Annotated in this window: 18 protein-coding genes; 4 read left to right on the top strand and 14 right to left on the bottom strand. The window is 68.2% G+C overall.

Going from position 1 to position 19,628, the window contains the following annotated elements; all coding sequences use genetic code 11:
• Positions 1 to 3: 3 nt before the first annotated feature.
• The 11 genes from nuoK to ACZ68L_RS16195 are packed head-to-tail and all read right to left on the bottom strand — an operon-like array spanning position 4 to position 10,817.
• The gene (gene nuoK, locus ACZ68L_RS16245; protein WP_093543641.1) at positions 4 to 303 is read right to left on the bottom strand and encodes an NADH-quinone oxidoreductase subunit NuoK; all 300 of its coding nucleotides are present in this window, start codon (positions 301 to 303) and stop codon (positions 4 to 6) included.
• Positions 300 to 1,127 carry an NADH-quinone oxidoreductase subunit J gene (locus ACZ68L_RS16240; protein ID WP_469577448.1) on the bottom strand — a complete coding sequence of 276 codons (828 nt, stop codon included), beginning with the start codon at positions 1,125 to 1,127 and terminating at the stop codon, positions 300 to 302. Before ACZ68L_RS16240 ends, nuoK begins: the two co-directional genes overlap by 4 nt.
• Positions 1,124 to 1,750 carry an NADH-quinone oxidoreductase subunit NuoI gene (nuoI, locus tag ACZ68L_RS16235; RefSeq protein ID WP_469577447.1) on the bottom strand — a complete coding sequence of 209 codons (627 nt, stop codon included), beginning with the start codon at positions 1,748 to 1,750 and terminating at the stop codon, positions 1,124 to 1,126. Before nuoI ends, ACZ68L_RS16240 begins: the two co-directional genes overlap by 4 nt.
• On the bottom strand, positions 1,743 to 3,143 hold the full coding sequence (gene nuoH / locus ACZ68L_RS16230; protein WP_469577446.1) for an NADH-quinone oxidoreductase subunit NuoH: 1,401 nt from the start codon (positions 3,141 to 3,143) through the stop codon (positions 1,743 to 1,745). The genes nuoI and nuoH overlap by 8 nt, the downstream gene beginning before the upstream one ends.
• Positions 3,140 to 5,647: an NADH-quinone oxidoreductase subunit G gene (locus ACZ68L_RS16225; RefSeq protein ID WP_469577445.1), complete on the bottom strand. Its 2,508-nt coding sequence runs from the start codon at positions 5,645 to 5,647 to the stop codon at positions 3,140 to 3,142. The genes nuoH and ACZ68L_RS16225 overlap by 4 nt, the downstream gene beginning before the upstream one ends.
• A complete protein-coding gene (gene nuoF / locus ACZ68L_RS16220) occupies positions 5,644 to 7,017 on the bottom strand; it encodes an NADH-quinone oxidoreductase subunit NuoF (protein WP_469577444.1) in 1,374 nt (457 codons plus the stop codon). Before nuoF ends, ACZ68L_RS16225 begins: the two co-directional genes overlap by 4 nt.
• Positions 7,014 to 7,775, bottom strand: coding sequence for an NADH-quinone oxidoreductase subunit NuoE (gene nuoE / locus ACZ68L_RS16215; protein WP_469577516.1), 762 nt, complete (start codon positions 7,773 to 7,775; stop codon positions 7,014 to 7,016). The genes nuoF and nuoE overlap by 4 nt, the downstream gene beginning before the upstream one ends.
• A 29-nt stretch (positions 7,776 to 7,804) precedes the next feature.
• Positions 7,805 to 9,163 carry an NADH-quinone oxidoreductase subunit D gene (locus ACZ68L_RS16210; protein WP_469577443.1) on the bottom strand — a complete coding sequence of 453 codons (1,359 nt, stop codon included), beginning with the start codon at positions 9,161 to 9,163 and terminating at the stop codon, positions 7,805 to 7,807.
• Positions 9,163 to 9,888 carry an NADH-quinone oxidoreductase subunit C gene (locus ACZ68L_RS16205; protein ID WP_469577442.1) on the bottom strand — a complete coding sequence of 242 codons (726 nt, stop codon included), beginning with the start codon at positions 9,886 to 9,888 and terminating at the stop codon, positions 9,163 to 9,165. Before ACZ68L_RS16205 ends, ACZ68L_RS16210 begins: the two co-directional genes overlap by 1 nt.
• Positions 9,885 to 10,439 (bottom strand): NuoB/complex I 20 kDa subunit family protein, encoded by a 555-nt coding sequence (locus ACZ68L_RS16200; protein ID WP_030975705.1) that lies wholly within the window; start codon positions 10,437 to 10,439, stop codon positions 9,885 to 9,887. The genes ACZ68L_RS16205 and ACZ68L_RS16200 overlap by 4 nt, the downstream gene beginning before the upstream one ends.
• A gap of 18 nt (positions 10,440 to 10,457) precedes the next feature.
• Entirely contained in the window at positions 10,458 to 10,817 is a 360-nt protein-coding gene (locus ACZ68L_RS16195) for an NADH-quinone oxidoreductase subunit A (RefSeq protein ID WP_003992243.1), read from the bottom strand.
• 759 nt (positions 10,818 to 11,576) lie between these two features.
• On the opposite strand from ACZ68L_RS16195, the gene ACZ68L_RS16190 reads away from it, so the two are divergent.
• The 4 genes from ACZ68L_RS16190 (at position 11,577) to ACZ68L_RS16175 (ending at position 15,940) form a co-directional block, all read left to right on the top strand.
• Entirely contained in the window at positions 11,577 to 12,410 is an 834-nt protein-coding gene (locus ACZ68L_RS16190) for a C40 family peptidase (RefSeq protein WP_469577441.1), read from the top strand.
• Positions 12,411 to 12,682: 272 nt separating this feature from the next.
• Positions 12,683 to 13,903 (top strand): MFS transporter, encoded by a 1,221-nt coding sequence (locus ACZ68L_RS16185; RefSeq protein WP_469577440.1) that lies wholly within the window; start codon positions 12,683 to 12,685, stop codon positions 13,901 to 13,903.
• A 263-nt stretch (positions 13,904 to 14,166) separates the two neighbouring features.
• The gene (locus ACZ68L_RS16180) at positions 14,167 to 15,411 is read left to right on the top strand and encodes an MraY family glycosyltransferase (RefSeq protein ID WP_469577439.1); all 1,245 of its coding nucleotides are present in this window, start codon (positions 14,167 to 14,169) and stop codon (positions 15,409 to 15,411) included.
• Complete coding sequence (locus ACZ68L_RS16175) at positions 15,341 to 15,940, top strand: serine hydrolase (RefSeq protein WP_469577438.1); 600 nt, start codon at positions 15,341 to 15,343, stop codon at positions 15,938 to 15,940. The genes ACZ68L_RS16180 and ACZ68L_RS16175 overlap by 71 nt, the downstream gene beginning before the upstream one ends.
• Before the next feature lie 382 nt (positions 15,941 to 16,322).
• Here ACZ68L_RS16175 and ACZ68L_RS16170 read toward each other — a convergent pair whose 3' ends face one another.
• From ACZ68L_RS16170 to ACZ68L_RS16160, 3 genes are all read right to left on the bottom strand, one after another.
• Positions 16,323 to 16,784: a hypothetical protein gene (locus ACZ68L_RS16170; protein ID WP_469577437.1), complete on the bottom strand. Its 462-nt coding sequence runs from the start codon at positions 16,782 to 16,784 to the stop codon at positions 16,323 to 16,325.
• Positions 16,785 to 16,873: 89 nt separating this feature from the next.
• Positions 16,874 to 18,814 (bottom strand): alpha/beta hydrolase, encoded by a 1,941-nt coding sequence (locus ACZ68L_RS16165; RefSeq protein WP_469577436.1) that lies wholly within the window; start codon positions 18,812 to 18,814, stop codon positions 16,874 to 16,876.
• Between the two features lie 3 nt (positions 18,815 to 18,817).
• Positions 18,818 to 19,264, bottom strand: a complete 447-nt coding sequence (locus tag ACZ68L_RS16160; RefSeq protein ID WP_469577435.1) for an amino acid ABC transporter permease — start codon at positions 19,262 to 19,264, stop codon at positions 18,818 to 18,820.
• Positions 19,265 to 19,628: the final 364 nt, after the last annotated feature.

The raw sequence follows: 19,628 nt of genomic DNA, 5'->3' as shown, positions 1-19,628 counted from the left end.
CCCTTACAGCTTCATCAGGCTGGCGTCGTCGACCGAGGCCGAGTGGCGGGAACGGAACACCGACACGATGATCGCGAGTCCGACCACGACCTCGGCGGCGGCGACGACCATCGTGAAGAAGGCGATGATCTGCCCGTCGAGATTGCCGTGCATCCGGGAGAAGGTCACGAACGCGAGGTTGCAGGCGTTGAGCATCAGCTCCACGCACATGAACACCACGATCGCGTTCCGCCGGATCAGCACCCCGGCCGCACCGATGGTGAACAACAGGGCGGCGAGATAGAGGTAGTTGACCGGGTTCACTTGCCGACCTCCTCGTCTTCGTTGTCACGGCCGAGGCGCTCCTCGGAGCGCTGCTCCAGCGCCTTGAGCTGGTCCAGCGACTCGTTCGACACATCGCGGACCTGGCCCCGGTTGCGCAGCGTCTGCATGACGGTGAGCTCGGACGGTGTGCCGTCGGGAAGCAGACCCGGGATGTCCACGGCGTTGTGCCGGGCGTAGACGCCGGGGGCGGGCAGGGGCGGCAGCTGCTTGCCGCGCACGCGCGCCTCGGACATCTCCCGCTGGGTCTTTGCCCGTTCGGTGCGCTCCCGGTGGGTGAGCACCATCGCGCCGACCGTCGCCGTGATCAGCAGGGCGCCGGTGATCTCGAAGGCGAAGACGTACTTGGTGAAGATGAGGCTGGCCAGCCCCTCGATGTTCCCTCCGTGCTCGGCGTTGGCGGTGCCGAGCCCGTTGAAGCTGTTCAGCGAGGCGTTGCCGATGCCCACGATGAGCAGGACACCGAAGCCGATCCCGCAGCCCGCGGCGAGCCAGCGCTGTCCCTTGAGGGTCTCCTTCAGCGAGTCGGCTGCCGTGACACCGACGAGCATGACCACGAAGAGGAACAGCATCATGATCGCGCCGGTGTAGACGACGATCTGGACGACGCCCAGGAAGTAGGCGCCGTTGGCCAGATAGAACACCGCCAGGACGATCATGGTCCCGGCGAGGCTCAGCGCGCTGTGCACGGCTTTTTTCATCAGTACGGTGGACAGCGCGCCGAGCACGGCGACGATGCCCAGTACCCAGAACTGGACGGCCTCGCCGGTCGAGGTCTGGGAGGCCGCCGCGGCCAGGCCGGTCATGCGTCCACCTCCCGCGCGGAGCCGTTCTCGTGTCCGTCGTCCTGCTTGGACTCGCCCTTGGAGACCGCGATCTGACGCTCCGTACCGGGCGCGGCCTCGGTGACCAGGCCCCGGTAGTAGTCCTGCTCGTCCATCCCGGGGTAGATCGCGTGCGGGGTGTCGACCATGCCCTCCTCCAGGCCCGCGAGCAGCTCGCCCTTGGTGTAGATCAGGCTCTCGCGGGTGGTGTTGGCGAGCTCGAACTCATTGGTCATCGTCAGCGCCCGGGTCGGGCACGCCTCGATGCACAGCCCGCAGAGAATGCAGCGCGCGTAGTTGATCTGGTAGACGCGGCCGTAGCGCTCACCCGGGGAGTAGCGCTCCTCGTCGGTGTTGTCCGCGCCCTCCACGTAGATCGCGTCCGCCGGACAGGCCCAGGCGCACAGCTCACAGCCGACGCACTTCTCCAGACCGTCCGGGTGACGGTTGAGCTGATGCCGGCCGTGGAAGCGCGGCGCCGTCACCTTCTGCGTTTCCGGATACTGCTCGGTCAACCGCTTCTTGAACATGGCCTTGAAGGTCACGCCGAAGCCGGCGACGGGGTTCTGGAACTTCTCCTCCGAGGGTTCTGATGACTCAGACACCGCCAGCCTCCTTTCCGTCACTCGAATTTCCGTCACTCTCAGTGTCCGACCCGCCACTGACAACGAGCTCCCGCTCGCCGCGCGGCCTGCGGCGCGGTACCGGCGGCAGAGCCTGTCCGGGCAGCGGCGGCACCGGGAATCCGCCCGCCATCGGGTCGAACCCCGGCTCCGGTCCGGCCTCCGCCTCCGCGGCCCGGCCCTTCTTGTCGCGGAAGATGTCGGCGACGAAGGAGATCAGCAGGATCGCGATCACGGCCCCGGCCACGTACAGCACGATGTTCGAGAAGTCGTACCCCTCGTTGCGCAGCGCCCGCACCGTCGCGACCAGCATCAGCCAGAGCAGCGAGACCGGGATCAGGACCTTCCAGCCGAGCTTCATCAGCTGGTCGTAACGGACCCGGGGCAGCGTGCCGCGCAGCCAGATGAAGAAGAACAGCAGCAGCTGGACCTTGAGGACGAACCAGAGCATCGGCCACCAGCCGTGGTTCGCTCCCTCCCAGAAGGTGCTGATCGGCCACGGGGCCCGCCAGCCGCCCAGGAACAGGGTCGTGGAGACCGCGGAGACGGTGACCATGTTGACGTACTCGGCGAGCATGAACATCGCGAACTTGATCGACGAGTACTCGGTGTTGAAGCCGCCGACCAGGTCGCCCTCGGACTCCGGCATGTCGAACGGGGCCCGGTTGGTCTCGCCGACCATCGTGACGATGTAGATGATGAAGGAGACCGGCAGCAGCAGGATGAACCAGCGGTCCTGCTGCGCCTCCACGATCTTCGAGGTCGACATCGACCCGGAGTAGAGGAAGACCGAGGCGAACGCGGCGCCCATCGCGATCTCGTAACTGATCATCTGGGCGCAGGAGCGCAGGCCGCCGAGGAGCGGGTACGTCGATCCGGACGACCAGCCCGCCAGCACGATGCCGTAGATCCCGACCGAGGCGACCGCGAGGACGTAGAGCATCGCGATCGGCAGGTCGGTGAGCTGCATCGCCGTACGGTGCCCGAAGATCGAGACCTCGTCGGACGGGCCGAACGGGATCACCGCGATCGCCATGAACGCCGGGATGGCGGCGACGATCGGCGCGAGCACGTACACGACCTTGTCGGCGCGCTTGACGACGACGTCTTCCTTCAGCATCAGCTTGATGCCGTCGGCGAGCGACTGGAGCATGCCCCAGGGGCCGTGCCGGTTGGGGCCGATACGCAGCTGCATCCAGGCGACGACCTTGCGCTCCCACACGATGGAGAAGAGCACGGTCACCATCAGGAACGCGAAGCAGAACACCGCCTTGACGACGACGAGCCACCACGGGTCGGTGCCGAACATCGACAGATCCTCGGCGGCGAGTACGGCACGGTGCGGTGCCGCGGCCAGTTGAGCGAAGGCAGTCACGCTCCCACCTCCGGTGTGACGTCGGGAGTGCCCGGTGCGGCGGGGCCGATCCGGACCAGGCCGCCGGGCCGGGCGCCGGTGTCGGCCGGGATGCCCCGCCCCACGGAGTTCAGCGGCACCCAGACCACCCGGTCCGGCATGTCGGTGACCTTCAACGGGAGTTCGACGCTGCCCGCCGGGCCGGTGACGGCCAGCAGATCGCCGTCCTTCACGCCGGTCTCGGCCGCGGTGACGGCGGAGAGCCTGGCGACCGAGGCGTGCCGGGTGCCGGCCAGCGCGTCGTCGCCCTCCTGGAGCCGGCCCAGGTCGAGCAGCATCCGGTGGCCCGCGAGGATCGCCTCCCCGTCGCCGGGCCTGGGCAGCGGTCGCGCCGACTCGTTCGGGTCGGTGGCGTGCGCCCCGGCCCAGCCGCCGAGCCGGTCCAGCTCACGGCGTACGGACTTCAGGTCCGGCAGCGCGAAATGGGTGTCCATGGCGTCGGCCAGCATGTGCAGCACCCGGGCATCGGTCGGGGCGAGCGTCCGCGTCATCTGCTCGGGCTTCAGCGCCGCCTCGAACATCCGGGCCCTGCCCTCCCAGTTGAGGAAGGTGCCGGGCTTCTCGGCCACCGCGGCGACCGGGAGGACCACATCGGCCCGCTCCGTCACCTCGCTGGGCCGCAGTTCCAGCGAGACCAGGAAACCGACCTGGTCCAGGGCCTCCAGGACCCGCGCCGGGTTCGGCAGGTCCACGGGCTCGACCCCGGCGACGAGCAGCGCGCCCAGTTCGCCGGTGGCCGCGGCCTCCACGATCTGGCCGGTGTCGCGGCCGAAGCGGGACGGGAGTTCGGCGACGTTCCAGACGGCCGCCACCTCGTCCCTGGCCCGCGGGTCGGTCGCCGGCCGGCCGCCGGGCAGCAGCGACGGAAGCGCGCCCGCCTCCACCGCGCCGCGCTCGCCGGCCCGCCGCGGGATCCACACCAGCGCGGCCCCGGTCGCGGTGGCGGTCCGTACCGCGGCGGTCAGTCCGCCCGGCACCGCGGCCAGCCGCTCGCCGACCACGATCACCGAGCCCTCGCCGCGCAGCGCCTCGGACGCGACGGCTCCGTCGCCGTCGAGTCCGACGCCGCCCGCGATCGCGTCCAGCCACTCGGTCTCGGTGCCGGGGGCGGCGGGGAGCAGCGTGCCGCCCGCCTTCGTCAGCCCTCGGGTGGCGTGCGAGGCGATGGCGAACGTGCGCTGTCCGTGCTTGCGGTTCGCCTTGCGCAGCCGCAGGAAGACGCCGGGCGCCTCCTCCTCCGACTCGAACCCGGCCAGCAGCACCGCCGGGGCCTTCTCCAGCGAGGTGTACGTGACACCCGAGCCGTCCAGGTCCCGGCCCCGTCCGGCCACGCGGGCGGCCAGGAAGTCGGCCTCCTCGCCGCTGTGCGCCCGTGCCCGGAAGTCGACGTCGTTCGTGTCGAGCGCGACCCGGGCGAACTTGCTGTACGCGTACGCGTCCTCGACGGTCAGCCGGCCGCCGGTGAGGACACCCGTCCTGCCGCGTGCGGCGGTCAGCCCCGCGGCCGCGGCGGCCAGCGCCTCGGGCCAGCTCGCCGGTTCGAGGACACCGTCCGCGTTGCGGACCAGCGGGGTGGTGAGCCGGTCCCGTTGCTGTGCGTAACGGAACCCGAAGCGGCCCTTGTCGCAGACCCATTCCTCGTTGACCTCGGGGTCGTTGGCGGCGAGCCGCCGCATGACCTTGCCGCGCCGGTGGTCGGTACGGGTGGCGCAGCCGCCCGCGCAGTGCTCGCACACCGACGGCGACGACACCAGGTCGAAGGGCCGGGACCGGAACCGGTACGCCGCCGAAGTCAGCGCCCCGACCGGACAGATCTGGATGGTGTTCCCGGAGAAGTACGACTCGAACGGGTCGCCCTCGCCGGTGCCGACCTGCTGGAGCGCGCCGCGCTCGATCAGCTCGATCATCGGGTCGCCCGCCACCTGGTTGGAGAACCGGGTGCAGCGCGCGCAGAGCACACACCGCTCGCGGTCCAGCAGCACCTGGGTGGAGATCGGGACGGGCTTCTCGTACGTCCGCTTCTTCCCGTCGAAGCGGGAGTCGGCGTCGCCGTGCGACATCGCCTGGTTCTGCAGCGGGCACTCGCCGCCCTTGTCGCAGACCGGGCAGTCCAGAGGGTGGTTGATGAGCAGGAGCTCCATCACACCCTTCTGCGCCTTCTCGGCGACCGGCGAGGTGAGCTGCGACCGCACCACCATGCCGTCGGTGCAGGTGATGGTGCAGGACGCCATCGGCTTGCGCTGGCCCTCGACCTCGACGATGCACTGGCGGCAGGCGCCGACCGGGTCGAGGAGCGGGTGGTCGCAGAAGCGCGGGATCTCGATGCCGAGGAGTTCGGCGGCCCGGATGACCAGGGTGCCCTTGGGCACGCTGATCTCGATGCCGTCGATCGTCAGCGTGACGAGGTCCTCGGGCGGAACGGCCGCCTCGCCGCCCCCGGAGGGCGCACTCGTGGTGACTGTCATGCGTTCACCCCCTGGTGAGCGTTCTTGTCGTCGGCCCAGGCGGTCGACCTGGCGGGATCGAAGGGGCAGCCCCGGCCCGTGATGTGCTGCTCGTACTCCTCGCGGAAGTACTTCAGCGAGGAGAAGATCGGTGAGGCGGCGCCGTCGCCGAGGGCGCAGAAGGACTTGCCGTTGATGTTGTCGGCGATGTCGTTCAGCTTGTCGAGGTCGGCCATCTGTCCCTTGCCGGCCTCGATGTCGCGGAGCAACTGGACCAGCCAGTACGTGCCTTCGCGGCACGGCGTGCACTTGCCGCAGGACTCGTGGGCGTAGAACTCGGTCCAGCGGGTGACGGCCCGCACGACGCAGGTCGTCTCGTCGAAGCACTGGAGCGCCTTGGTGCCGAGCATGGAACCGGCGGCGCCGACGCCCTCGTAGTCGAGCGGCACGTCGAGGTGCTCGTCGGTGAACATCGGGGTCGAGGAGCCGCCCGGGGTCCAGAACTTCAGCCGGTGGCCGGGGCGCATGCCGCCGCTCATGTCGAGCAGCTGGCGCAGCGTGATGCCGAGCGGGGCCTCGTACTGGCCGGGGCTCGCGACATGTCCGCTGAGCGAATACAGCGTGAAGCCCGGGGACTTCTCGCTGCCCATCGACTTGAACCAGTCCTTGCCCCGGTTCAGGATCGCGGGAACCGAGGCGATGGATTCGACGTTGTTCACCACCGTGGGGCAGGCGTACAGACCGGCGACCGCGGGGAAGGGGGGCCGCAGCCGGGGCTGGCCGCGTCGCCCTTCGAGCGAGTCGAGGAGTGCGGTCTCCTCACCACAGATGTACGCGCCCGCGCCCGCGTGCACGGTGAGTTCCAGGTCGAGCCCCGAGCCCAGGATGTTCGTCCCGAGGAAGCCCGCCTCGTACGCCTCGCGCGCGGCCTCGTGCAGCCTCCGCAGCACGGGGACGACTTCACCGCGCAGATAGATGAAGGCGTGCGAGGAACGGATCGCGTAGCAGGCGATCACGATGCCCTCGATGAGGGAGTGCGGGTTGGCGAAGAGGAGCGGGATGTCCTTGCAGGTCCCGGGCTCCGACTCGTCGGCGTTGACGACCAGGTAGTGCGGTTTGCCGTCGCCCTGCGGGATGAACTGCCACTTCATCCCGGTGGGGAAGCCCGCGCCGCCGCGGCCGCGCAGACCGGAGTCCTTGACGTACGCGATGAGGTCGTCCGGCGACATGGCGAGGGCCTTGCGCAGCCCCTCGTATCCCTCGTGGCGCCGGTAGGTCTCCAGGGTCCAGGATTCCGGTTCGTCCCAGAAGGCGGAGAGGACGGGGGCGAGCAGCTTCTCGGGGCTGCTCCCGTTCCCGTTGCCGTTGATCTCGGCTGCCAAGGTCATCACTCCCCCTCCTCTGCGGCGGGACCGGCCGTGCGGTCCTGTTCCTGCGGGGCGTCGGCGCGGGCCGGCTCGCCGCGCGGGGCGACGACCTTCGGGCGCGGCTCCTCGCCCCTGGCGAGCCGGAGTCCGATCAGCGAGGCGGGGCCCGCGCCGCCGGACGCCTCGACGGCGCCGGGGCGCTCGTCGGGGAAGCCGGCCAGGATCCGGGACGTCTCCTTGTACGAGCACAGCGGCGCGCCGCGGGTGGGTTCGACGGTGCGCCCGGCGATCAGGTCGTCGACCAGGCGCGCCGCGCTCTCGGGCGTCTGGTTGTCGAAGAACTCCCAGTTGACCATCACCACGGGAGCGAAATCGCAGGCCGCGTTGCACTCGATGTGTTCGAGGGTGACCTTGCCGTCCTCGGTCGTCTCGTCGTTGCCGACGCCGAGGTGCTCCTTGAGCCGGTCGAAGATGGCGTCGCCGCCCATCACCGCGCACAGGGTGTTGGTGCAGACACCGACCTGGTACTCGCCGCTCGGCTTGCGCCGGTACATCGTGTAGAAGGTGGCGACCGCGGTGACCTCGGCGGTGGTGAGGCCGAGCTGCTCGGCGCAGAACGCCATGCCCGTACGGGAGACGTAGCCCTCCTCGGCCTGCACCAGGTGCAGTAGCGGCAGCAGGGCGGAGCGGCTGTCGGGGTAGCGGGCGATCACCTCCTTCGCGTCCGCTTCGAGCCTGACGCGCACCTCGGCCGGGTAGGCGGGAGCGGGGAGCTGCGGCATCCCCAGACTGACTTCCTGACGTGCTTCGGTCACCGGTCGACGCCTCCCATCACGGGGTCGATGGACGCGACGGCGACGATGACGTCGGCGACCTGGCCGCCCTCGCACATCGCCGCCATGGCCTGCAGATTGGTGAAGGACGGGTCGCGGAAGTGGACCCGGTAGGGGCGGGTGCCGCCGTCCGAGACGACATGGACGCCCAGCTCGCCCTTGGGCGACTCGACCGCGGTGTACACCTGTCCGGCCGGGACGCGGAAGCCCTCGGTCACCAGCTTGAAGTGGTGGATCAGGGCCTCCATGGAGGTGCCCATGATCTTCTTGATGTGGTCGAGCGAGTTGCCGAGCCCGTCCGGTCCGAGCGCGAGCTGCGCCGGCCAGGCGATCTTCTTGTCGGCGACCATCACCGGTCCGGGGGCGAGCCGGTCGATGCACTGCTCGATGATCCGCAGCGACTGGCGCATCTCCTCCAGCCGGATGAGGAAGCGGCCGTAGGCGTCGCAGCTGTCGGCGGTGGGGACGTCGAACTCGTAGTTCTCGTATCCGCAGTAGGGGTCCGTCTTGCGCAGATCGTGCGGGAGTCCGGCGGAGCGCAGGATCGGGCCGGTGGCGCCGAGTGCCATGCAGCCGGTCAGGTCGAGATAGCCGACGTCCTGCATGCGGGCCTTGAAGATCGGATTGCCGGTGGCGAGCTTGTCGTACTCCGGCAGGTTCTTCTTCATGGTCTTCACGAACTCGCGGAGCTGGTCGACCGCGCCGGGCGGCAGGTCCTGGGCGAGTCCGCCGGGCCGGATGAACGCGTGGTTCATCCGCAGCCCGGTGATCAGCTCGAAGAGATCGAGAACGAGTTCACGATCACGGAAGCCGTAGATCATGATCGTGGTGGCGCCGAGCTCCATGCCGCCGGTGGCGATGCACACCAGGTGCGAGGAGATCCGGTTGAGCTCCATCAGGAGCACCCGCAGGACGGTGGCCCGGTCGGGGATCTGGTCCTCGATGCCGAGCAGCGTCTCGACGCCCAGGCAGTACGCCGCCTCGTTGAAGAAGGGCGTCAGGTAATCCATGCGCGTGACGAAGGTGGTGCCCTGCGTCCAGTTCCGGAATTCGAGGTTCTTCTCGATGCCGGTGTGGAGGTAGCCGATGCCGCAGCGGGCCTCGGTGACGGTCTCGCCGTCGATCTCCAGGATCAGCCGCAGCACCCCGTGCGTGGACGGGTGCTGGGGACCCATGTTGACGATGATGCGCTCGTCGTCGGACTTGACCGCGGACTCGACGACCTCGTCCCAGTCTCCGCCGGTGACGGTGTATACGGTCCCCTCGGTCGTGTCGCGGGCATCCGAAAGGGGCGTCCCGGAAGGTCCCGGTGAGGGATGGGCATGGGAAGTAGACATCAGGAGTACGACCTCCGCTGGTCCGGAGCCGGGATCTGGGCGCCCTTGTACTCGACGGCGATGCCGCCGAGCGGATAGTCCTTGCGCTGCGGGAAGCCCTGCCAGTCGTCCGGCATCATGATCCGGGTGAGGGCGGGATGCCCGTCGAAGACGAGCCCGAAGAAGTCGTAGGCCTCGCGCTCGTGCCAGTCGTTGGTCGGGTAGACCTCGACGAGCGACGGGATGTGCGGATCGCTGTCCGGGGCCGACACCTCCAGGCGGATCAGCCGGCCGTGCGTGATCGAGCGCAGGTGGTAGACGGCGTGCAGCTCGCGGCCCTTGTCGCCGAGGAAGTGGACGCCGCTCACCCCGGTACAGAGCTCGAAGCGCAGCGCCGGGTCGTCGCGCAGGGTGCGGGCGACCCGGACCAGGTGCTCGCGGGCGATGTGGAAGGTGACTTCGCCGCGGTCGACGACGGTCTTCTCGATGGCGTTGGCGGGAAGCAGGCCCTGTTCCTCCAGGGCCCCTTCGAGCTCGTCCGCGACCTCGTCGAACCAGCCGCCGTACGGACGGGACGTGGCTCCCGGCAGGGTCACCGTGCGGACGAGGCCGCCGTAGCCGGAGGTGTCGCCGCCGTTGTTGGCGCCGAACATGCCCTTGCGTACGCCGATGACCTCGCCGGTCTCGTCACGCGGTACGGGCACACCGTTGTTGTTCCGCTCGTCGTGATGACGGTTCTCGCTCACCGCAGCAGCCCCTTCATCTCGATCAGGGGCAGTGCCTTGAGGGCCGCGTCCTCCGCCTCTCGGGCGGCCTCCTCCGCGTTGACCCCGAGCTTGGAGCTCTGGATCTTCTGGTGGAGCTTGAGGATCGCGTCCATCAGCATCTCGGGCCGCGGCGGGCAGCCCGGCAAATAGATGTCAACAGGGACAATATGATCAACACCTTGAACAATGGCGTAATTGTTGAACATCCCGCCCGATGATGCGCAAACCCCCATGGAAATCACCCACTTGGGGTTGGGCATCTGGTCGTAGACCTGCCGCAGGACGGGCGCCATCTTCTGGCTGACCCGTCCTGCCACGATCATCAGATCCGCCTGCCGCGGCGATCCGCGGAAGACCTCCATCCCGAAACGGGCCAGGTCGTAGCGCCCGGCCCCGGTCGTCATCATCTCGATGGCGCAGCAGGCGAGGCCGAAGGTGGCAGGGAAGACGGACGACTTCCGTACCCAGCCGGCGGCCTGCTCGACAGTGGTCAGCACGAAGCCGCTGGGCAGCTTCTCTTCGAGTCCCATGGTGTGCCCCTCAGCCCCTCAGTCCCATTCCAGGCCGCCGCGACGCCATACATACGCGTAGGCGACGAAGACGGTGAGCACGAAGAGCAGCATCTCCACGAGCCCGAAGATCCCCAGGGCGTCGAAGGTGACCGCCCAGGGATAGAGGAAGACGATCTCGATGTCGAAGACGATGAAGAGCATCGCCGTCAGGTAGTACTTGATGGGGAAGCGGCCGCCTCCGGCTGGAGTGGGGGTGGGTTCGATACCGCATTCGTACGCTTCGAGCTTTGCTCGGTTGTACCGCTTCGGGCCGATAAGCGTGGCCATGACCACGGAGAAGATCGCAAACCCTGCCCCGAGGGCGCCGAGCACGAGGATGGGCGCGTAGGCATTCACGCTCCTCGCTCCTTCCAGTCGTCCTTGACCGTTGGACCGCGTCGGGCGATTCGGCTCGCCACCCCACCAAGATCGTGCACATGTGAGGCAGTTCACAAGCCCGACTGCCCCGCATCCTATGCCCGCCATCCTGTGATCTGCGACACGGGGTACGACAACGAGTTTGTGATCTCCACCACCCGGCGAAGGCCCACGAAGCCACCTGAGCGGTGATCTTCGTACGCAAAGCGGCCGAGCGGTCACGAGACGTGACATCTAATGCTGTTAGCGCTGGTCAAGACGGTGTTGCACTAACAATCAGATACCCGTGGAGGCAAATTCGCAATGGACGGCCTGGGGGTGATAAGGGGGTCTGCCCCACTCTGGCCTCACTCGGGCGAGGGGCTCCCGGGGAGCGAAGTGGACGTGTGCACGCATTCACGACCTTCCGGATGAATGGCCGCGGCCGAAATCCGACGGCCCCTCAGACCCGGAGCGCACACACACCCCTCGCACCACGACCACCCTGTGACCTGCGTCACTCGAATCGGGTGCCGATAAAAGCAGGCTTGGCCATCGGTGTGAACGGATGGTAAGCGGCGGGCAATTCGGGCGTATTGCTGAAAGTCCGTGATCACAGCGCTGATCAAGCATGCCCGGTTTGCCCGTTACGGCGTCAATAAGGGCTGCCAGGAAGCGGATTCACAGATTCCGGACGTAACTGTGTCGCAACACACGTTTCTTGATGGGAGCCCCGGGGCCCTGATAGCGCTAGTACCCATGTCCCACACCGCTCACATACCCAGCCACCGGAAGCCCCGCCGAAACGCGCCGAAGACGGCGCTGCGGGCCGGAGTTGCCGGTGGCGTCCTCAGCACCATCGCGGTCGCAGGCGCTGCCGGTCCGGCCCAGGCCGAGCCGGTGACCCAGACCATCGAGATGCCCACCATCACCGCCGGGCTCTCCACCGCCGTCGCCGCGTCCGCCCAGGCCACGCAGCAGGTCGCCCAGGACCTGCAGACGCAGGCCCAGGAGGACGCCGCAGCCGCCACCGCGGCCAAGGCCGCCAAGAAGGCCAAGGCCGAGGCGGTCCGCAAGGCAGAGGCCAAGAAGAAGGCGGAGGCCGCCGCCAAGGCCGAGGCCGCGGCCGCCGCCCAGCGCGCTTCCCGCTCCGCCGTCCGTACGACGCTCAGCGCGACCTCCGGCTCCACCACCGCGGCCTCGACGTCGGCCTCGTCCTCCTCCTCGTCGAGCGCGACCGGCTCCGCAGCGTCCGTCATCGCCTTCGTGAAGGCCCAGGTCGGCGACGCGTACGTGCCCGGCGGCACCGGCCCCAACTCGTGGGACTGCTCCGGCCTCGTCCAGGCCGCGTTCCGCTCGATCAACGTCGACCTGCCGCGCGTCTCGCAGGCCCAGTCCACCGTGGGCACCCAGGTCTCCCTGAGCAACCTCCAGCCGGGCGACATCCTGTACTGGGGCAGCGCGGGCAGCGCGTACCACGTCGGGATCTACGTGGGCGGCGGCCAGTTCGTCGGTGCGCAGAACTCCAGCACCGGTGTGGTGCAGCGTCCGCTCTCCTACGACCCGCCGTCGGGTGCGGTCCGCGTTCTCTGATCTCCCGGGGTTCACCCCGCCGAGTTCTCGGATTCACAAGCGCCTTCTCGGCGCGCGGCGAAGGGCCGTCGCTCCCCCGCTCGGGAGCGACGGCCCTTCGCCGTTTCCGGTCGCCGTCTCCGTTGCCTCTCCCTGTCGCCTCTTCCAGCGGGAACACGACATCACCCGGGGCGGGCGCCATTGACGTCGCGAACCTGCCGGACACCGTCCACCAGCGCTTGTGAACTGGGGCGAACAGCCCTCGCGTCACCGAGCACAGGACGGCACCCGCCATGACCACCGCGGCCACCACCCCCACCGAACGAACCGCCACCCGGCCCCGCACCCCTTTACGCGGCCGGCTCGCCGTCGTCTCGGTCACGCTGGGCATCTTCTCGATCGTCACCACGGAGATCCTGCCCATCGGCCTGCTCACATCGATCGGGTCCGACTTCGCCGTCTCGGACGGCACGGCGGGCCTGATGATGACCATGCCCGGACTCCTCGCGGCGGTCTCAGCCCCCTTGGTCACCGTGGCGACGGCGCGTGTCGACCGGCGGGTGATGCTCTGCGCCTTCATGCTCCTGCTGGCCCTGGCCGACTTCCTCACCGCCGCCGCGAGCGACTACCGCCTCGTCCTGGTCTCACGGGTGATGGTCGGGATCACCATCGGCGGCTTCTGGTCCATCGGGGCCGGACTGGCCGGGCGGCTGGTCCGCCCGGCGTCGGTCGGCCGGGCGACCGCGGTGATCTTCTCGGCGGTCCCGCTGGGCTCCGTGCTCGGCGTCCCCGTCGGTACGTTCATCGGCGGCCTGGCCGGCTGGCGGACGGCGTTCGTGGTCATGGGGGTGCTGAGCGTGGGCGTACTGGCCCTCATGCTCCTGGTGGTTCCGGCCCTGCCGCCGACACAGGTCACCCGCGCGAGCCTGCTGCGTACCGTGCTCGGCCGACCCGGTACCCGGTTCGCGCTGCTCCTCACTTTTCTTGTCGTTCTGTCGCATTTCGCGACCTATACCTACGTCACTCCGTTCCTCGAACAGGTCACCCATGCGGGCCCTGCCACGATCACGGTGTTCCTGCTGGTCTACGGCACCGCCGGAATCGCCGGCAACTTCCTCGGCGGCGCCCTCGTGGCGCGACGGCCGCGCGCCGCGATCGCCCTCGCCGCGGGGCTGATCGCCGCCGCGACCGCGCTGCTCCCGGTCCTGGGCAGGTGGGAGGCCGGAGCCGTCGCGCTGCTGGCCGTCTGGGGTGTCGCCTACGGTGCGGTGCCGGTCTGCTCGCAGGCCTGGTTCGCCACGTCCGCGCCCGACGCGCCCGAAGCGGCGTCGGTCCTGTTCACCGCGTCCTTCCAGGCGACCTTCGCCATCGGCGCCCTGACGGGCGGGGCGGTCCTCGACCACCTGTCCGTGTCGGCGGTCATGCTGCTCGGCGGGGCGGTCGCGGCTGTCGTGATGGTCGTGGTGGCCCTGGCCGGGACGCGCTCCGGGCGCCTCGGCGCCCGGCGAGGGTGAACCGCACCGTCTTCGTCTGCGGCAACCGCCCCCGTACGAGACGGTCGCCGCCCCGCGCCCCGCCACACCCTCGTCGTACAGAAATCCGCATGGGTTAGGCTCGCCGGGGCGCAGTGAGGGGCCTCGATCGGGGTCCGGGCTTCACATGTGGCCGCATCGGACTCGCCACCGGCCCCGTCCCACCCTGAGCAGCGGTCCCGGAGTAACCGGAAGAAACTGTTCAGGTATCGGCCTGCTGCTGGGCCGGAATGTGAGGGCCGCCCGTGCGGGACTACTTGCTGATGCTGTTCATCACGGCTGCGGTGACCCATCTCCTGACCGGACCCGTGCGGAAGTTCGCCATCTCGGTCGGTGCGATGCCCGAGATCCGGGCGCGCGACGTCCATCGCGAACCCACCCCACGCCTCGGCGGCGTCGCGATGTTCGGCGGGCTGGTGGCCGGACTGCTGGTCGCCTCCCACCTGCCGCATCTGAAGGAGATCTTCACCGAGAGCTCGACGCCGCGGGCGCTGCTGTCCGGCGCCGCAATCATCTGGCTGCTGGGCGTCCTGGACGACAAATGGGGCGTCGACTCGCTGGTCAAGCTCGGCGGTCAGGTGCTCGCCGCCGGGGTGATGGCGTTCCAGGGTCTGACGATCCTCTGGCTCCCGGTGCCCGGCGCCGACGGGATCTACCTCTCCGACTGGCAGGGCACGCTGCTGACCGTGGCGCTGATCGTCGTCTCCATCAACGCGGTCAACTTCGTCGACGGGCTCGACGGGCTGGCCGCCGGCACGGTGGGCATCGCGGCGACGGCGTTCTTCCTGTACGCCTACCGGCTCTGGTACGGCTACGGGATCGAGGCCGCCGCGTCCACCACGCTGATCTCCGCGATCCTGGCGGGCATGTGCCTCGGCTTCCTGGTCCACAACTCGCACCCGGCCCGGATCTTCATGGGTGACTCGGGCTCGATGCTGCTCGGGCTGCTCATCGCCGGGTGCGCGGTCTCCGTGACGGGCGAGATCGACCCGAGCCTCCTCAATCAGGCCGTCGACGGTGTCCCCGGGTCGGCCGCGATGGTGCCGGTCTACATTCCGCTGCTGCTGCCGCTGTCCGTCATCGCGCTGCCGGTCGCGGACCTCGTGCTCGCGGTCATCAGGCGTACGTGGAACGGAAAGTCGCCCTTCGCCGCCGACAAGGGCCACCTCCACCACCGCCTGCTCCAGCTCGGCCACTCGCACCGCCGGGCCGTACTGCTCATGTACTTCTGGTCGGCGCTGTTCTCGTTCGGGATCGTGGCCTATTCGGCGCGGGGCGCCAAGTCCTGGATGCTCTTCGGGATCGCGTTCGTGTGCGGGTTGGGCCTGCTCCTGCTGCTCCAGCCCCGCTACGAATCCGGCCTCGCCCGCCTCCTGGGCCGGGTACTGCCGCGCAGGTCCGGGGGGCGCGTGATCGCCAGTGGTGGGCGGCGCTCCGAGGAGGAAGCGGACCTCCGCCGTACGAGCGCAGGCACGGGGCAGCGGTCCTAGGCCGCGTCTTTTGGATCACCTCGCAGGGGAAGCCGCTGTAACAGCACGATGCGGCGCGACCTGCTGTCTTTGCCCTTCCCGCATCCCGACTCCTACGAGGAAGCCGACGACGAGCTCGATCGGCGCCGGCCTCAGGCTGACCGAACAGAGCCCCTACCCGTGGGCGGAGGGCGGAATGATCTCCACTGCCGCCGATCTGGACCGCTTCCTGACCGCCTTGTTCCAGGGCAGGCTGCTGCCGCCGGCCGAGCAAAAGCTGCTGCTCACGGTGCCGCGGGCGTCCAGTGCCACCACCAACACCAACTGCCCCGAGGAAACGGCCTGCTTCAGTGTCGGCGGGCTGATGCGGTACGAGCTGCCGGGCGGCCGGACCGTCTGGGGCAAGACGGGTTCACGGCCCGGCTGGGACAACGGGTTCTTCGCCACCCCGAACCTGGAGCACCGGATCGTCTACTCGCTGAACCCCGCGGGGGCCGGCTCTGAGATCACGTACATCAAGAAGATCGTCGCGGCCGCGCTCACCGACTGAGCGCGGCCGTGGCCGGTCCGGGGGCGGCTCAGGCCTTCGGGGCCACCTTTGTTCCTCCGATTCATAGGCATACTCGGAGGAACCAAGGTCGTTCCATGCTCAAGCCCATGGGTTCCGCACGGGTCTCGACGCGTGCTCCGCGAGCGCGAGGTCGACGAGATACGCGACTGCGTCCTGCGGCCGCCACGCGCGAATGCCGCCGCACACCCGTGGCGCGACGGGCCGGCGCCTGTACTCGGCTGCACGCGCTGCGCGGATCTCGCCGAGCAGTGCGGCCTCGCCTGCGCACGGCACGAAGAAGCTCCGAAACCGACTGCAACGTGCTACTGCGCAAGCACCGGCAGGAAGACCACACGTGAATTCCAACATTCTGTTGGCGAAGTCACGTGGAAGAAACCGGGCTCTTCACGGACCAGAAATCCGACTCGACGTCAGGAATGGGGGTCTCCTTTCCGGCATAGTTCGGGCCAACTGTCTCCGCCTTCGGCGGAGACACCTTGGAAGCGTTCACACAAGGCGTCGCAACTTCAAAAAAGGCTTGCCCCGCACCACCGATAAGCACGCGCACATTGAATTCGTCGGGCGTCCTGTAGTACATGGCCGGCATTTCCGAGTTGTTCACTGAGAGTTGCTTGTATCCCTGACTCTCCCAGTAGCGCTCGATCATCCTCAGGAAGTTCCCCCGACGCTCCACCGAAATGATCGTCATGACCGCTCGGCTCCTTTGTACGTCACATCCCCCTTCAATCGACTGCTCGTGCGTCCAGTGCACCGGCGGCTTGATGGCGGCAAATGTCCCGTCAAGGATTTCGTCCGCCCGCACCGCTGCCTCCTGCATGTTCATCTTTACCTCCCGCCCAGTCGATTCGCCTGATGCACCGCATCCGGTCAGGAGCAGCACTCCAGCCACCAGCCCCACGGCTCGCAAAATCCTCATCGAGGCGTCTCCAAGCTGATCTTTTCAGGTTTCCCAGCCACAACCTTGGCAATATTGTCGGCCGAGGCTTGATCTTTCGCCGGGTTGAAGTAATTCGAATGCGCTGACATCTTTCCACGGTCTTCGATGATGGTTGCCCCGTCATCCACCGTGAACCGTGTGGCTCCGAAATCTTTACTTGCCGGGTCGGTACCGAACCAACGCTCACTGGGGTCGGTCTGCGCGTCTTGGGCCATGTAGCCGCCGATACCTCCAACGATGGCCCCGGCACCGCCACCGACAACCGCTCCCGGCGGGCCGGCCATGCCGGCTCCCAGAACGAATCCGGCCGACCCTCCGCCGACCGCGCCGGAGACCATGCCAGATACTTCCTCATGGTTCGGGAGTTTGGTGACGATGTCGTTGTCAGCTGCGCCCACGAACACGTGGCCCTTACCCACATTGAGGTCCTGAGCGTTGTCCGCGCCGGTGCCAGGACTTCCGACCAGGATGATGTCATCGGCGCCGGGGATGCCGCCTTTCTCCTGAGCTGCGAGCCCGACCGTGAGGGAGCCGTAGGAATGTCCGATGGCGGTGACGTGCGGGGCGCCGCCCTCGTGCGTCGCGGAGATCCCCTCCATGAACGCGTTGTAGTCAGGGGCTCCCGTCTTGGCATCGTTCGTGAACATCACGCTTTTACCGCTAGCCAGATCACTCGGTGTCGTCTGCGGCGCGTCGTATCCGAGCCACACGATCGACGAGGTTCTGCTGAACTGATCAGCATGATGCGCGCCGCGGGCTGTCTGCAGCGCTCGGTTGACCGTTCCGTCGGCGAACTCCGCATCCAACTTGGTTCCGAGTCCCGGGACATACGCCGAGACGTTGTCGGCGGTGTCGGGGTTGCCGTAGGCGATGATCGCGCGGCCGTTGCCCGCATCACCGATGCCCAGCAGGTACATCGGAAACTCGCTGCCTTTCTCCAGCTTCTCCTGGATCTTCTTCAGACCACCCAGCATGTCTCGGGAAGCGTCATCATGCTTCCCGTCGAGTTGCCCGATGAGCATCTGAAGATTTTCGCGGTTTGCCTCATCGCGTACCAGCGCCGGAATCCCGTCCAAGTTCCCGATCAGCTCAGGAAACGCGGAGATGTACTCTTCACGCTGCCCCTTGCTGAGGTGGTCCCACCACTCCTTACGTTCCGCGGGCGACTTGTCGAGCGGAAGGTGGTTCTCCAAGTAGTGGTGCGCGGCTTGGCTCACCGCATCGGCATCCAAGGCCACGTCCGCCCACGTCTTGGTGTCGACCGTGAGGCCCGGGGCTGCCTTGAGCTTGTTGAGTGCCGAGCTGTACCGCTCATCGATCTCGCGTGCTTCCCGCAAGGCGTGGGCAAGGCGGTCGGCGACGTCCTGGGCTTTGGCGCGATGCGGATTGGAACTCTTCAACACGGGACCACCCGGGCCCAGAGCAGGGTCTAACATGCCGTTGGCATCGCGGTACAACCCCGGGTTCCCGGCACCGATGAGGCCGTTGTTGCCCACCACGGAGCCGCCGGGCATCGTGTCGCCGGTCAGCTCGTTCTTGCCACCGGCCGGGTAGTCGATGCTGCCGTTGTCGTTGACGGTGTATCCGAGAGAAGCGGCGTCTCCGAGGGCGCCGCGCAGCCGGCGCTGTGGGGTGCTGAGTTCACTGGCGAGCCCGTCGAGGGCACCTCGGATGAGGCCGGTCTCAGTGCGGACGTAGTGGTAGTTCTCGCTCAGTCGCTTCAATCGCTTGACGGCAGCTCGGGCGGACTCGCTGTCCTGGGTCTTGGTGAGCTTGCCGCTCATGTCTCCGTCGACGCGTTCGCGAGCAGCATCGGCGAATGCGGAAGCGGCGCGCCAGCCGTCGGCGGCATCGGTCAGTTCTGACAGTTCGAGGTCGCGGAGCCGCTGCCATGTCAGCCCGGGTGCTGTGGCCATGGTCTACTCGCCCCTCCTCGTGCCGGGCACCGTGACCGCCTTCGCCTTGTCCCCCACCTCGGCATCCACTTCGGCGAGGATCACAGCCACCTGACGCAGCTTCGGCTCCAGAGAACTGCACTCCTCACGGACACGACCGAGGCGTTCGTCCCACGAGGTGAGTACAGACTTGAGCGCTCCGAGGCTGGACAGCCCGGCCAGACCGCCGACAGTGCCGTCGTGAGCTCTACGCAGGTCAGCCTTTGCGGTGATCGTGCTGGTCTGGAGATCATCCGCGGTGCCGGCCGCCTTCGTCCACGGGCCGCCCTTGTGCTTGAGCGTGCCAGTACCGCCCCCGCCACCGGACGCCGTGGCGTAGCCGCCGCCGACCGAGGCGCTGTTGATCTGCGTATCGGTGGTGTGCCGCTCGACGACCTGCGCCTTGAGCTGTTCCCACTCGTCCCACGCCATGCGCGTGTCCCCCCGTGACCTGGGCGTCGCCCGGGTAATCGCCCCAGATACGTCTGTCGTGCTCGCTGGGGTTACCGACACAGACGTTACACACCGGGTGCGCTGCGTCATGTCCGCACGATCACTCAAACCGGCCCTGAGTATCCGTACCTACGCGCACCTTCATCGAGCCCGGCTCGTCGGCCGCTCGGGCACGCGACTCGAAGCCGCCACCGTGCGCAGTGCGCGTAGGTGCCGTGCGGGCTGGCGGATCCTTGCGGGGCCTGCCGGATGAACAGGGGTTTGGTATAAGGAAGTTGACCGGATGTCGCTGGCGCGGTCTGCGGATGGGCGCTGCGACGGCGCCGAATCACCACGGTCAGCG

The organism is Streptomyces sp. NPDC104309 (genome assembly GCF_055584025.1).
This window is presented reverse-complemented; position numbering and strand designations above follow the sequence as displayed.

Excerpts from the sequence above, each read along its gene's own strand:
- ACZ68L_RS16240 (WP_469577448.1), bottom strand. The coding sequence starts at position 1,127 with ATGACCGGCCTGGCCGCGGCGGCCTCCCAGACCTCGACCGGCGAGGCC.
- ACZ68L_RS16225 (WP_469577445.1), bottom strand. The coding sequence starts at position 5,647 with ATGACAGTCACCACGAGTGCGCCCTCCGGGGGCGGCGAGGCGGCCGTT.
- nuoE (WP_469577516.1), bottom strand. The coding sequence starts at position 7,775 with ATGCCGCAGCTCCCCGCTCCCGCCTACCCGGCCGAGGTGCGCGTCAGG.
- ACZ68L_RS16210 (WP_469577443.1), bottom strand. The coding sequence starts at position 9,163 with ATGTCTACTTCCCATGCCCATCCCTCACCGGGACCTTCCGGGACGCCC.
- ACZ68L_RS16200 (WP_030975705.1), bottom strand. The coding sequence starts at position 10,439 with ATGGGACTCGAAGAGAAGCTGCCCAGCGGCTTCGTGCTGACCACTGTC.
- ACZ68L_RS16190 (WP_469577441.1), top strand. The coding sequence starts at position 11,577 with ATGTCCCACACCGCTCACATACCCAGCCACCGGAAGCCCCGCCGAAAC.
- ACZ68L_RS16185 (WP_469577440.1), top strand. The coding sequence starts at position 12,683 with ATGACCACCGCGGCCACCACCCCCACCGAACGAACCGCCACCCGGCCC.
- ACZ68L_RS16170 (WP_469577437.1), bottom strand. The coding sequence starts at position 16,784 with ATGAACATGCAGGAGGCAGCGGTGCGGGCGGACGAAATCCTTGACGGG.
- ACZ68L_RS16165 (WP_469577436.1), bottom strand. The coding sequence starts at position 18,814 with ATGGCCACAGCACCCGGGCTGACATGGCAGCGGCTCCGCGACCTCGAA.
- ACZ68L_RS16160 (WP_469577435.1), bottom strand. The coding sequence starts at position 19,264 with ATGGCGTGGGACGAGTGGGAACAGCTCAAGGCGCAGGTCGTCGAGCGG.